The sequence below is a fragment of the Enterococcus sp. DIV1304_2 genome, assembly GCF_050555445.1.
Classification (GTDB): domain Bacteria; phylum Bacillota; class Bacilli; order Lactobacillales; family Enterococcaceae; genus Enterococcus_B; species Enterococcus_B pernyi.
Genome location: NZ_CP187851.1, coordinates 893,041 through 905,968 on the forward strand (window position 1 = coordinate 893,041; position 12,928 = coordinate 905,968).

Sequence of the window (12,928 nt, forward strand, 5' to 3'; positions counted from 1 at the left end):
ATGAAAGTAATTTTTTTTGGATTAGGGTCAATTGGAAAGAGACATTTAAAAAATTTAATAAAATTTGGGCATGAACATTCCGTTAAATTTGATATTACTGCGTATAGTAGTAGTGGTAAAAAGGAATTTTCTGATATCGCATATATTGAACACGAAGAGGAGTTAAAAGATAACTATGATCTAGCGTTTATTACTAATCCAACCTTTAAACATCTTCCAACGTTGAATATGATTTATAAAAAGGCAAATTATATATTTTTAGAAAAACCAGTTTTTTCTGAAAGTGTTGATTTGGCTGAATATGATTATAACGAACAAAATATTTACGTAGCTGCCCCATTAAGATATAAAAAAATTATGGATTTGACTCGTAAAAAAATTATGGACTCTAACATATATTCTGTTAGATCAACTTGTTCTACTTATCTACCTGATTGGCGGAAAAACACTGATTATAGGGTTAATTATTCTGCATACAAATCAATGGGAGGTGGAGTAGAACTAGATTGTATACATGAACTTGACTATATTATTCATTTATTTGGCTTTCCAAAAGAAGTAAAGAAGCAGTTTGGTAAATTTTCTCATCTTGAAATAGGTAGTAATGATTTAGCCACTTACTTATTGAGTTATGAAGATAAAATCGTCGAAGTACATTTGGACTATTTTGGTAAAGACCCGATGCGTAAATTGGAACTATTTACCACTGAAGGATTAGTTGAAATAAATTTACTAACTAATGAAGTGAGCATAAATAATAGCGTAGTGTGTAAGTTAGTTGAGAACTCTAATGATATGTATGAAGAAGAATTAAAATATTTTTTAAAAAATGTTATCACAAACAAAAGTAATTGGAATAGTTTATATCATGCGAATGAAGTACTAAAGATTGCCGAGGAAAAATAAATGGAAATTTTATTTACTATTTGCGGAAGAGCAGGATCTAAAGGTTTTAAAAATAAGAATTTAAAATTTTTATCTGGAAAACCATTAGTGCATTATGCTTTAGCAATCATTGAGATTTATAAGAAAAAACATCCTGAGCATTGTTGTACAATTGCGTTGAATACAGACAGTAATGAATTGATTGAAATAACTAAAAAACTAAACGATAAAGTAAAAATTATATCGCGTAAACCGCAGCTCGCCACAGATACTGTTGGAAAAATCGAAGTGATAAGGGACACATATTTAAATCTAAAAACGAAAAACCATTTCTTCGATTTGATAGTAGATTTAGATTTAACATCACCTTTACGAGAAGTTTCTAATCTGGAAGAGTTGATTTCACTGCACATGAAAAATATGGATAAAGACGTATATTTTTCTGTTGTACCAGCAAGACGTAATCCTTATTTCAATATGGTCAAGCTTATTGATAATACCGTGACAATAGTCAATTCATCGCACTATACTTCTAGACAGCAGGCACCTGATGTTTTTGAAATGAATGCTTCAATGTATTCGTTTAAACCAGAATTTTTAAGAGACAATGATTATCTGTTTGATGGTAATTGTGGCATTATAGAAATGAAAGATTACTTAATTTTAGATATTGACAGCGAAGAAGATTTTAAATGGTTAGAATTTTTATTACCCAAATTGTTAAATGAATCAAATGAACTCCAAGAGATTTATAAATATGAAAAATAACGAAAAAATGGATAATCCTCTTTATGATAGACACTATAAAAATCAAAAAGCTCATATTCTTCGATAAGTAGTGTTGATAAAGAGAAATATTAGAACAGATAGAAATTGGATGTTTTCTGTCTGTTCTTTCCATAATTTAACACTTAGCTTTTCTAATACTAGAGAATTCATAGTTTTCGTTACGCCAGCATGTTAAAATAGGCTTATGTTTTTTAATAAATATTCGGGGGGAACAAAGTGTATAACATATTGATCACTGGTGGAGCCGGCTTTATCGGTTCTACATTAGCCAATCATTTGAGTGAAAATAATAAAGTAGTCGTTATCGACGATCTATCTATGGGAAATAAAGAAAATCTTGATTCCACCAAAAACATTGACTTCGTTGAGGGGGATGTAGCTGATGAAAAAGCAATGGAAGAACTATTAAACAATCACCAGTTTGACTATATCTTCCATTTAGCTGCTATAGCTAGTGTTGCTGATTCTGTTGAACGTCCGCTGGAAACTCACCGAGTGAATTTTGATAGTGTCTTGATGTTACTTGAGTTGATTCGTAAGTATCAGCCAAATTTAAAGCGTATCGTATTTAGCTCTTCTGCAGCTGTTTATGGAGATGAACCAACACTACCTAAAAAAGAAGAGTCAGTTATACGACCGTTGACGCCTTATGCTATCGATAAATTTGCTGCTGAACAATATGTACTTGATTATTGTCATCTGTATGATGTGCCAGGAACTGCGGTACGTTTCTTCAACGTATACGGTCCAAATCAAAATCCAAATTCGCCGTACAGCGGGGTGATCTCTATTTTAGTGGATCGCTATAAAAAGCAACTTGCTGGTGAAAAAGCGTCATTTACTTTATTCGGTGATGGCAGTCAATCAAGAGATTTTGTCTATGTTGAAGATGTCGTACAAGCTTTATTGCTTGTTTCGAAAGAAGAAAAAGCATTAGGGCAACAATTCAATGTTGGAACGGGAAATAGTACAACTTTACTTGAGTTGATCCAGACGATCAATCAGATTCTTGAAGTTGAATTACTGTTGGATTACCAAGAGGAGAGAACTGGAGATATCCATGACTCTTTAGCTGATATCACTAAGCTTTCAGCACTAGGTTATCAACCTAAACACAGCATACTTGATGGCATGAGAAAATATTTAGCAACAGAAATAAATACGACACAATCATAAAGTTTCTATATCTAGGAAACAACTGAGAAAACCTTGTATCAAGCCAAAATGCTTATACAAGGTTTTCTTCATTCTTATTCAATTATCCACAGATGGCAAGTAAACAAATTGCTTATTCATCATTTCCCATCAATTTATAAATCTGATCTCTAAGATCGGTGGCTGTTGTTTTATATTTTTTATCGGCTTGGATATTACTTTCCAACACAACTGCATCAGAAGTATCTTTTTTCATTGCTAATACTGCATGGAACCGATTGATGTTCCCTTGAGCAAATATTGTATCTCTCCCACTGTAGACCCCGCCGTTATATGGACGTCCACTCAAATTCTTTCCCCAAAGAGAAAAAAGTAAATCTTGTGGAATCAATTTTCCTTTTAATACTTTTGTAAAAAATTCGTTCAAGTCATACACGGACATACTGATATTTCCAGTTCCTAATTCATTGCGTATATCTGTTTCAGATTCAGTCAAAGCTTGATGATAATCATCGTCTGGACTCATTTGATAGGAAACTGCGTGTTCTGAAGTGTTTTTGACTTGGTCATAGAAGGTCGTCTGTTTTAACTGTAACGGAGTGATGATTTGATCATACACCAATTTTTCGTATGGTTGATGGGTCAATTTCATTAAAATACCTGTCAATAATGTGAAATTCAATGGTTCATATTTGTAACTTTGATCATTGGTATATTCGAGATGATCAAGCGCAAATTGGATCACCTCTTGATCATTCATCGGTACGGTCGGAGAAGCTGTTTTTTTCAATCCTGATCGCATATATAGTAAATCTTTGATCGTGATTTTGTTGCTGCCGTTGATTTGGGGATAAAATTTAGCCAGTTTAGTATCTAAAGAAAGTTTCCCTAGATCAACTTGTTTGAGTATCAGTAGCGCAGTCATTGCTTTTTGGATCGAACCGATTTGATAATACAAAGATAGAGTGTTTGGTTGCTGTGCCTCTTCGTTAGCGTATCCGTAGCCCTTTTCAAGGATCACTCGACCATTTTTACGAATATAGACAGATCCAACATAATCATTTTTTTGTAACAATTGATCGATCTGATCGGCAAGGGCTTGTTCATCTTCGGTCAAGTCTAAGGAATCATTTGCTACTTGAATCGAAGCGGATACTCTTGACTGGGCCATTTCATAGGTAGACCATGTGATAATCCCAATAGTTACGACTAAAATGAATAAGCAGAGTTTTTGAGAAAAAGAAAAACGGGAAGCTGGTTTTCTTTTCAAATGTTTACTTTTGTTCATGTCTATCAATCCTTCCTGTTTAGGAGCTTAGTGATTAAAATAAGCAGATTATTGTTATTTAGTAAATAAGAATCATTTTATTTTCTATTTTAAGCCGAAGAGAATCGATTTACTACTTACAATTTTGACATAAGAATTGTTAAAAATAATTCACCTCCGCCTGAATTTCATGTATAATGAATAAAGTTATGAAGTTGATAGTAAGGAGGAGTTGTTTTGTCAGAAAACAAACAACATCCAGATGAGAAGACACGACGACAAAAGAATACAACTGATTCGACAGATGTAGTCAGTAAGCGAAAAGACCTACGTAAAAAAGAAGATAAAATCGTAGGAAAAATTATTTTAGTGATTGCGCTTACGTTGCTAATTATTGGATGTGTATTTGGTTTTACGGTCTATCGCTATATTGATAGTGGTTTAAAACCTTTAGACCCAGAGAATGAACAATTGGTTTCGATCGAAATACCTAGTGGCTCTTCAAATAAGCAAATCGGAGAGATTTTAGAACAAGACCATATCATCAAGAGCGGTATCGTATTTAATTATTATACAAAATTTAAAAATATGACTGGTTTTCAGGCTGGTTTCTATCAATTAGCCCCTAACATGACGTTAGATGAAATCGGTAAAGAGCTCCAAGAAGGTGGCACCTCAGAACCTACAGAAGTGGCAGATGGGAAGATCACGATACCAGAGGGATTTGATGCAGAGCAGATTGCAGAACGAGTAGCAAAAATCACTGGGAAAGATAAGCAGGAATTTTTAGATCTACTAAAAAATGAAGCCTTTTTCACTGAGTTGACTCAAAAATACCCTGATTTATTAGAAAGTGCAGCTAAGGCAGAAAACACCAAGTATCGCTTAGAAGGTTATTTATTCCCAGCGACTTATGATTACTATAAAGATATGTCACTTAAAGATCTGATCATTCAGATGGTCGAAAAAACGAATACCGTGTTACAACCTTATTTTTCTACGATCAAGCAACAAAATCATACGGTTCAAGAAATCATGACACTTGCTTCATTGATCGAAAAAGAAGGGGTATCTGAATCAGATCGTAAAAATATTGCCAGAGTTTTCTATAATCGCATTGACATAGGAATGCCATTGCAATCAGATATTTCTATTTTATATGCGTTAGGCGAACACAAAGAATTTGTCTCTTATGAAGATACGGCAGTAGATTCACCTTATAACCTTTATACAAATAAAGGATATGGGCCAGGACCATTCAACAGTCCAAGTGAAGCAGCTATCCAAGCTGTGATTGAACCGGCAGATAATGATTATTACTATTTTGTCGCAGATATCACTACAGGTGAGGTTTATTTTGCAAAAACATATGAGGAGCATATGGAATTAGTACAAAAATACGTAAATAACTAAAATTGAACGTTATCTACATCTTGATTTATTTTTAGAAAAACATTTACATTTTAGAAAAAGCATGGTAATCTTTTTTGGACTGTAGTCCGTAAAAGATTACCTTTTGCGGTATTCGATAGAAAAAGGAGAAGAGTTATACATGGTAGAAAAAGTATATCCTATGACGCTTGAAGGAAAAGCAAAATTAGAGCAAGAATTAGAAGAATTAAAAACAGTTAAACGGGGAGAAATCATTGAACGAATCAAAATCGCCCGTGGCTTTGGTGATTTATCTGAGAACTCAGAATATGAAGCAGCTAAAGATGAACAAGCTTTTGTAGAGGGGCGCATCACTACAATCGAGAATATGATCCGTTTCGCACAGATCATTGACAACGATGGGGTTGATTCGGATGAAGTGTCTATTGGTAAAACAGTGACGTTCATTGAGTTACCAGACGGAGAAGAAGAAGAATACACGATCGTAGGAAGTGCTGAGGCAGATCCGTTCTCTGGAAAAATTTCCAATGATTCACCGATTGCACAAGCTTTGATCGGTAAGTATAAAAATGATGAAGTGACGATTTCAACACCTGGTGGCGATATGCAAGTAAAAATCGTCAAGGTTGCACAAGCATAAGTAGAAATTTGGACACAGATAATTAATTATTAGTTTGTCTATGCAAAAGGTCTGGGACCATGACACAAAGTCCCAGGCCTTTTGCTGTAGAAATCGATAGTTACATCTAAAGTCCTATAGCATCTCGAAACAAAAATAGGTATGATAAAAAAGAGAATGAAAAGGGAAGGAGAATAGCGATGAATAGCTCTTGGCGCTTTTTTATAGTAGTAGAAGCATTACTATTGATCTTTGCAGTTTGGCAAATCGTAAATAATGTTGAATTATTACTATTAGTCTTATTTGGTATTTTTAATATCTATCTTGCATTGCGAAAATCACCGAGATCGGGCTTTCAAAATTTTCAATTTGTACTAGGTGGATTAGTTATTTTCTTCAGTTTGATCAATAGTCCAGCGCTATGGGTAATGGCAGTTTTTGCTGTCTTGTTCATTGGTCTTAAAGGCGTAGAGATTTCTGGGATCGATCTAACCAAAAATGCTTTTTGGCGAAAAAAACAAATCATTATGGTTCAAACAGAGCAAGTGAAGTCCCACAACAATGAACGAAAGAAACAACAATTATTCGGTAACCAGCGAATTGGTAATGATGTGTATGAATGGGACGATATCAATATCGCGCTTCTTTCAGGAGATACGATCATTGATTTAGGAAACACCTTGTTACCTAAAGATGATAATATCGTTATCGTCAGAAAAGGCATCGGTAGAACACGGATCTTAGTTCCTTTAGGGATTGCAATCAGTCTTGAGCACGCAACCTTAGTAGGGAATGTACAATTTGAAGAAGAACAATTCTCATTGAAGAATGAGTCAATCAAAATCTATAGCAATGATTACGATGAAAATCCACGTCGTTTAAAAATCATTACGAATACATTGATTGGAGATATTGAGGTGATCCGAGCATGATAGAGAAACTTTCTCGACCGATGCTAGCTATCTATGCTTCGATCGCCTCATTTATCGTCATTTTATTTTCTTTTTTTACTTATTTTTACGCAAGCAACCAAACTCATTTTTGGCGTACTTTATTAAGTGCCAGAATTTTATATGTGCCTTTGATCTTTCACTTACTAGCGATTTCGTCAGGTGTGGGCCTGATTGTTTTTTTGATTGTCTCTCTTTTACAAAAAGCACGTTATGGGAAAATCGAAGAACAATTACGTGCAATTTCTTCCGGCAATTATGAAGCAAAAGTTTTAAATGATTCCTTACCAAGCGCTTCTGACGATATATACGTGAAAGAAATTGAAAAAGAAATAACCAAAATCAAAGAAAAAATGGTTGAAGTCTCAAGTGAACTTCAAATATTGACGAGTCGACCTCAATATGTGGATGGACAAACAAAAGAAGAAATCTTAGAATTAGAAAGACATCGTTTAGCACGTGAGCTCCATGATTCAGTTTCCCAGCAATTATTTGCAGCGATGATGATGATGTCTGCTCTGACGGAACAAGCAGAAAAAAGTGATACGCCTGAAATGTTTCGTAAACAACTAAGGATGGTAGCGGATATCATCAATGCTTCACAATCTGAAATGCGTGCGTTGCTACTACATTTACGACCAGTCAATCTTGAAGAAAAAAGTTTGAAACAAGGAATCGAGCAATTATTAAAAGAATTAAAAAACAAGATACAAATTGCATTGAAATGGGATATTGAAGATATCACTTTATCTGATTCGATTGAAGATCATCTCTTCCGGATCGTTCAAGAACTACTTTCAAACACGTTACGCCATGCAAAAGCCAATGAATTAGAAGTGTATCTGCATAAAATCGATAATAATCTTTTATTACGAGTGATCGATGACGGTACTGGCTTCAATATGAATGAAACAAAAACCGGTAGCTACGGACTAAACAATATCAGAGAACGTGTAGCAGGTATTGGTGGAACAGTAAAAATCATTAGTTTCAAAGGACAAGGAACAAGTGTGGAAATCAAAGTTCCTTTAATAAAGGAGGCGGAAAAATGATAAAAGTACTACTAGTCGATGATCATGAAATGGTACGTTTAGGGGTTTCATCCTATTTATCGATCCAAGAAGATATCGAAGTGATCGGAGAAGCTGAGGATGGGCGGCAAGGCTATGAGAAAGCCATGGCACTTCGTCCGGACGTGATTTTAATGGATTTAGTCATGGAAGAAATGGACGGGATCGAATCTACAAAAGCAATCCTCAAAGATTGGCCAGAAGCAAAAATCATTATCGTCACGAGTTTTATTGATGATGAGAAAGTATATCCAGCTATTGAAGCTGGCGCAACGGGCTACTTACTTAAAACATCGACAGCCCATGAAATCGCTGATGCGATTCGTGCGACTCAAAGAGGCGAACGTGTGCTTGAACCTGAAGTAACCTCGAAAATGATGGAAAAAATGAGTCGACGCAATGAGCCGATCTTACACGATGATTTGACGAATCGCGAAAATGAGATTCTTATGTTGATCTCTGAAGGAAAAAGCAATCAAGAAATCGCAGACGAATTGTTTATCACTTTGAAAACAGTCAAAACACATGTTTCTAATATTTTAGCGAAGCTAGAAGTGGAAGATCGTACGCAAGCTGCCATTTACGCATTCAAGCATGGATTGGTAAAGTAAAAATAAACAAAATGGATGATTGCATAACTATATTGGGATACGATTAACAATATTCCGGATTTTTTTATCAAATACTCATCCTCTTATTGACAAAAACCAATTTTACCTGTAGGGTTTAATTATAAAAACTTGTTAGGTGAGGCTCCTAAAAGAACACAGGCTACTGCCCTCAAACGTCGAGAGACGCCACAGGGTATAACAGGCAACGTCGGCTTAAGGCGTGCTTAACGTAGCTATCTGGATCATATTTCCAGAATTACGTCTTTTAGTGCTAAAGCTCAGACGAGAAGTTCGTTCAGGTAAACACTGGTACCATTTTGATGGGATCTTATGAGACGGCTTCTTTTGGAGGCCGTCTTTTTTATGTACTTCCTGTTTTTCTAAACGAATCCATCCAACAAGTTTATATCGAAAAAACGATGTAACAAAGGAGAATGCGAGATGAGAACACTAAATGATACAAATAACCTAGAAACACAATTGACGATTCTTAACTATCTTGAGCAAAAAAAGCTTGAAGAATTGAAGAACTATTTAGCAACGATCGAGAAAGTGGAATTGCTCCAACTATTTGTTACGCTACCTTCAGATAAGCAAGTTCTTGTCTTTCGATTATTATCAAAGAACAAAGCTCTCGAAATCTTTGAAACATTTGAACCAGCTGTCCAACAAGACTTGCTTCGCTCTTTTACGGATGAGGGAGTGATTGAATTTGTAAATGAGATGGCTCCAGATGATCGGGTAAGGTTGTTTTACGAATTACCAGCGAGTGTGACTAAAAAATTATTGGCAGAGCTTTCCGAAGAAGAGCGTGCAACGACGAATCGATTGATGGGCTATGAACATGAGACGGCTGGACGGATCATGACGACTGAATTTATTTCAATAAAGAAAGAAATGACTGTTGAAGAAGCACTGCATAAAATCAGAAAATTAGCCAAAGAAATGGAAACAATCTATATTTTGTATGTGACAGATATGGCGAAAAAAATTGAAGGGGTCCTATCATTAAAGGATTTAGTCATTGCAGAAAGTGATCAACGCATTGAAGAAATCATGATCAAGCATGTTGCTTATGTAACCACAGACACTGACCAGGAAGAAACCGCACGATTGTTACAAGAGTTAGATTTGATCGCTATTCCCGTCGTGGATAAAGAAACACGACTAGTCGGCATTGTGACAGTGGATGACGCTATCGATGTCTTAGAGCAAGAAACAACCGAGGATATGTTCAATGCCGCTGGTTTAGCAGATGTCGCCTCTGTAGAAGCTGATCGTAGTACAGTACTGATCAACGGCAGTCTTTGGCAAATCTGGAAAGTCAGGTTGCCTTTCTTAGCCATCACATTGGTCGCAGGGATGTTAGCTGGTCTAGTGATCGATGAGTTTGAACAAACGTTAGAATCAGTGGCCGCTGTTGCTATTTTTATTCCTTTGATCATGGATATGGGTGGGAATGTAGGGACGCAGTCATCGACGGTTTTTGTTCGCGGATTATCTTTAGGACATATTGATCTAAACACATTTATTAAGCACTTTTTGAAGGAAACAGGGATCGGTTTAAGCTTAGGGATTGTTGTAGGGATCGTATCTGGAATAGTCGCTTCTGTATGGCAAGGGATTCCATTGTTAGGTGTAGCTGTGGGAATCTCCTTGGTCTTTGCAATGACCTTAGCTGCAGCCTTGGGTTTTTTGATTCCTTTTATCTTATTGAAATTGAATATTGATCAAGCTGCTGGATCTGCACCGATCATTACCTCGATCAAAGATATTGCTGGGTTATTTATTTACTTTATTTCAGTTAACGTATTCTTAGGTTACTTATTGTAGGAATAATTAGTATATATAGGCATACCTTTTTAGTATAAACATCAAGGAATATTCTATGGTCTACCATAGTAGTCCTTCTCTTGACCCTCCATTAAAATTAGGGTTTTCCGTAAAGAAAAGCAGGGTTACTTTTGTTTTTAGAGTGGCTTTGCTATACTTGAAATGGAATGGAAAAAGGAGGAGAAAAGTGAAACAGAATTTTGCAATCGTAGGACTTGGACGTTTTGGCGGTAGTATCTGTCGGACATTAGTCGAAGCTGGACAAGAAGTTTTAGCCATTGATAGCAGTGAAGATCGCGTGAATGAATATATGAATATCGCAACACATGCAGTGGTTGCGAATGCACAAGATGAAATGACTTTACGATCTTTAGGGATCAGAAATTTTGATCATGTGATCGTAGCAATTGGAGAAGATATCCAAGCAAGTATTTTAGTGACTCTGATGGTCAAAGAAATGGGCGTTCCGAATATTTTAGCTAAAGCACAAAATGAGTATCATGCTCGGGTTCTTGAAAAGATCGGTGCAGATCGCGTTGTTCATCCTGAGAGGGATATGGGGATACGGATCGCACATAATCTTGTTTCAAAAAATATTTTGGATTATTTAGAGCTGTCAGACAAATTTTCGCTTGCTGAGATTCGGGTGTCTAATCCCAAGTTCTTTAATAAAACGTTAGCAGAACTAAATTTCAGACAGCGATTTGATTTGACTGTGGTAGCCATCCGGCGCTTCGATCGTTCTGTCGTAGTGTCGCCAGCCGCAGACGAATATGTACGTGAAAATGATAATCTACTTGTTATCGGAGAAACAGAAGATGTAGATATACTTGATGATAAAATGAATCAATAAAAAGGGGCTCATCACATGGAATTAACAATAACGGACAAAGCAAAAGAATGGTTTCAAGCAGAGGTAGATTTACCTGAAAATTATGGTATCCGTTTTTTTGGGAAAGTATATGGCAAAACAGAAGTACATGAGGGATTTTCAATCGGTATGTCTGTGGAGTTTCCGGAACGTCCGATGAAACAAGAAAAGATCGATGGTCTATTATTCTTTATTGATGAAGCCGATGATTGGTTCTTCAAAGGCTATGATCTGGTTGTAGATTATGATCCTCAATTAGATGAACCAACATATCATTTCCAAGAAACAGCGGATGTATAAGGTGAGAGATAGTCTTATATATTTAGGAAAACAAGCCTGACGAACGGAAAGTAAGTTTTACTTACTTTCGGATTGTTAGGCTTGTTTTTTTAGACAGTCAAACGCTGATTCACTTTTACAGTGGTCATTAAAGGAAAAAGTCGTTCAAGGTATGAAGTGCATCCTACTTCATTCTTTTGAGAGTTTAAGCTAGACTGATAGGTAGAGAGGATGGGGTGTGATGACAAAAAAAATTATTTATTCAGTACGTTCGTTTCGTGAAGAATTTATCGAAAAGATCAAAGAAATAGCACCAGAGTATTCATTTCAAACGGAAGTAGCATCCGACGAACTTTCTGAAATAGCGATCAGTATCGGCTGGAATGGTGATTATCAAGAAGATATATTCGCTTCTGACAGCTTAAAATGGGTCCAATCGATTTCTGCTGGAGTAGATAATCTTCCATTAAACGAATTCGCTGACAAAAATATCTTACTTTCCAATGCGAGTGGTATCCATGTAGAATCGATCAGTGAGCATACCATGGGCATTATTTTAGGCTATTCTCGTGGATTGTTCCAAGCTCAACGAGCACAGTTCAATAAAGAGTGGCTAGGATCAGATATCCATTATCAGGCATTGGCAGATCAAAAATTACTAATTATTGGAACTGGACATATTGGAAAAAAATTGGCACAACAGGCAGCTACATTTGGTTTAGAATGTATCGGCATCAATACATCTGGACATCCAGTGGAAGGTTTCAAAGAGACTTATCCATTAGAGAAATTAAAAGAAATCTTGCCGAAAGCAACGATTGTGGTGAATATCTTACCTTTGACAGATCAGACAAAAGGATTGTTTGACGCAAAAGTATTTGAAGCTTTTGATAAAGAAGCGCTATTCATCAATGTAGGACGTGGGCCTTCTGTAAAAACATCTGATTTAATAGCTGCGTTAGACGATGGTCAACTGGCTTTTGCGGCTTTAGATGTGTTTGAAGAAGAACCATTAGCAAAAGATAGTCCATTATGGGAAAGAGAAGATGTGTTGATCACCTCTCATATTGCCGGTCAGACACCACATTTCCAAACGAAGTTTATGGATATTTTTCTGACAAACTTAAAATCCTACGTAGACAAAACAGAATTAGAAGTAAATGAAATCGATTTGAATGAAGGTTATTAAATGAAAAAGAATCTCTAG

At 35.9% G+C, this 12,928-nt stretch carries 13 protein-coding genes and 1 riboswitch; of the genes, 12 read left to right on the forward strand and 1 reads right to left on the reverse strand.

The genetic code is table 11. From position 1 onward, the window contains the following. The 3 genes from IGJ14_RS04235 (at nt 1) to IGJ14_RS04245 (ending at nt 2,850) form a co-directional block, all read left to right on the forward strand. Entirely contained in the window at nt 1-906 is a 906-nt protein-coding gene (locus IGJ14_RS04235; protein WP_108144919.1) for a Gfo/Idh/MocA family protein, read from the forward strand. Next, on the forward strand, nt 907-1,653 hold the full coding sequence (locus IGJ14_RS04240) for an acylneuraminate cytidylyltransferase family protein (protein ID WP_108144920.1): 747 nt from the start codon (nt 907-909) through the stop codon (nt 1,651-1,653). Nucleotides 1,654-1,890: 237 nt separating this feature from the next. Then, on the forward strand, nt 1,891-2,850 hold the full coding sequence (locus tag IGJ14_RS04245) for an NAD-dependent epimerase/dehydratase family protein (RefSeq protein ID WP_108144921.1): 960 nt from the start codon (nt 1,891-1,893) through the stop codon (nt 2,848-2,850). A 112-nt stretch (nt 2,851-2,962) separates the two neighbouring features. On the opposite strand, the gene IGJ14_RS04250 is transcribed toward IGJ14_RS04245, so the two are convergent. Then, nucleotides 2,963-4,117 (reverse strand): serine hydrolase domain-containing protein, encoded by a 1,155-nt coding sequence (locus IGJ14_RS04250; protein ID WP_108144922.1) that lies wholly within the window; start codon nt 4,115-4,117, stop codon nt 2,963-2,965. A gap of 216 nt (nt 4,118-4,333) precedes the next feature. Here IGJ14_RS04250 and mltG point away from each other — a divergent pair, with 216 nt between their 5' ends. The 9 genes from mltG to IGJ14_RS04295 all read left to right on the forward strand — a co-directional run bounded on the left by mltG (nt 4,334) and on the right by IGJ14_RS04295 (nt 12,910). After that, nucleotides 4,334-5,509 carry an endolytic transglycosylase MltG gene (gene mltG / locus IGJ14_RS04255; RefSeq protein ID WP_108144923.1) on the forward strand — a complete coding sequence of 392 codons (1,176 nt, stop codon included), beginning with the start codon at nt 4,334-4,336 and terminating at the stop codon, nt 5,507-5,509. Nucleotides 5,510-5,648: 139 nt separating this feature from the next. Further along, nucleotides 5,649-6,128, forward strand: coding sequence for a transcription elongation factor GreA (greA, locus tag IGJ14_RS04260; RefSeq protein ID WP_010735922.1), 480 nt, complete (start codon nt 5,649-5,651; stop codon nt 6,126-6,128). 179 nt (nt 6,129-6,307) lie between these two features. Next, nucleotides 6,308-7,039, forward strand: coding sequence for a cell wall-active antibiotics response protein LiaF (gene liaF / locus IGJ14_RS04265; protein WP_104871487.1), 732 nt, complete (start codon nt 6,308-6,310; stop codon nt 7,037-7,039). After that, on the forward strand, nt 7,036-8,109 hold the full coding sequence (liaS, locus tag IGJ14_RS04270) for a two-component system sensor histidine kinase LiaS (RefSeq protein ID WP_104871488.1): 1,074 nt from the start codon (nt 7,036-7,038) through the stop codon (nt 8,107-8,109). The genes liaF and liaS overlap by 4 nt, the downstream gene beginning before the upstream one ends. After that, on the forward strand, nt 8,106-8,738 hold the full coding sequence (locus tag IGJ14_RS04275; RefSeq protein WP_104871489.1) for a response regulator transcription factor: 633 nt from the start codon (nt 8,106-8,108) through the stop codon (nt 8,736-8,738). Before liaS ends, IGJ14_RS04275 begins: the two co-directional genes overlap by 4 nt. Before the next feature lie 121 nt (nt 8,739-8,859). Beyond that, nucleotides 8,860-9,035, forward strand: a riboswitch (M-box (ykoK) riboswitch). Nucleotides 9,036-9,179: 144 nt separating this feature from the next. Then, nucleotides 9,180-10,571, forward strand: a complete 1,392-nt coding sequence (gene mgtE / locus IGJ14_RS04280) for a magnesium transporter (protein ID WP_430608319.1) — start codon at nt 9,180-9,182, stop codon at nt 10,569-10,571. A 187-nt stretch (nt 10,572-10,758) separates the two neighbouring features. Next, nucleotides 10,759-11,424 carry a potassium channel family protein gene (locus IGJ14_RS04285; RefSeq protein ID WP_010735916.1) on the forward strand — a complete coding sequence of 222 codons (666 nt, stop codon included), beginning with the start codon at nt 10,759-10,761 and terminating at the stop codon, nt 11,422-11,424. A gap of 15 nt (nt 11,425-11,439) precedes the next feature. Next, nucleotides 11,440-11,742, forward strand: coding sequence for a HesB/YadR/YfhF family protein (locus IGJ14_RS04290; protein WP_104871492.1), 303 nt, complete (start codon nt 11,440-11,442; stop codon nt 11,740-11,742). A 220-nt stretch (nt 11,743-11,962) separates the two neighbouring features. After that, entirely contained in the window at nt 11,963-12,910 is a 948-nt protein-coding gene (locus tag IGJ14_RS04295; protein ID WP_108144925.1) for a phosphoglycerate dehydrogenase, read from the forward strand. Nucleotides 12,911-12,928: the final 18 nt, after the last annotated feature.

What these genes read in the sequence shown, in the direction of transcription:
- IGJ14_RS04295 (WP_108144925.1), top strand. Translation starts at nt 11,963, where the DNA reads ATGACAAAAAAAATTATTTATTCAGTACGTTCGTTTCGTGAAGAATTT.
- mgtE (WP_430608319.1), top strand. Translation starts at nt 9,180, where the DNA reads ATGAGAACACTAAATGATACAAATAACCTAGAAACACAATTGACGATT.
- liaF (WP_104871487.1), top strand. Translation starts at nt 6,308, where the DNA reads ATGAATAGCTCTTGGCGCTTTTTTATAGTAGTAGAAGCATTACTATTG.
- liaS (WP_104871488.1), top strand. Translation starts at nt 7,036, where the DNA reads ATGATAGAGAAACTTTCTCGACCGATGCTAGCTATCTATGCTTCGATC.
- IGJ14_RS04275 (WP_104871489.1), top strand. Translation starts at nt 8,106, where the DNA reads ATGATAAAAGTACTACTAGTCGATGATCATGAAATGGTACGTTTAGGG.
- IGJ14_RS04290 (WP_104871492.1), top strand. Translation starts at nt 11,440, where the DNA reads ATGGAATTAACAATAACGGACAAAGCAAAAGAATGGTTTCAAGCAGAG.
- IGJ14_RS04240 (WP_108144920.1), top strand. Translation starts at nt 907, where the DNA reads ATGGAAATTTTATTTACTATTTGCGGAAGAGCAGGATCTAAAGGTTTT.
- IGJ14_RS04250 (WP_108144922.1), bottom strand. Translation starts at nt 4,117, where the DNA reads ATGAACAAAAGTAAACATTTGAAAAGAAAACCAGCTTCCCGTTTTTCT.
- greA (WP_010735922.1), top strand. Translation starts at nt 5,649, where the DNA reads ATGGTAGAAAAAGTATATCCTATGACGCTTGAAGGAAAAGCAAAATTA.
- IGJ14_RS04235 (WP_108144919.1), top strand. Translation starts at nt 1, where the DNA reads ATGAAAGTAATTTTTTTTGGATTAGGGTCAATTGGAAAGAGACATTTA.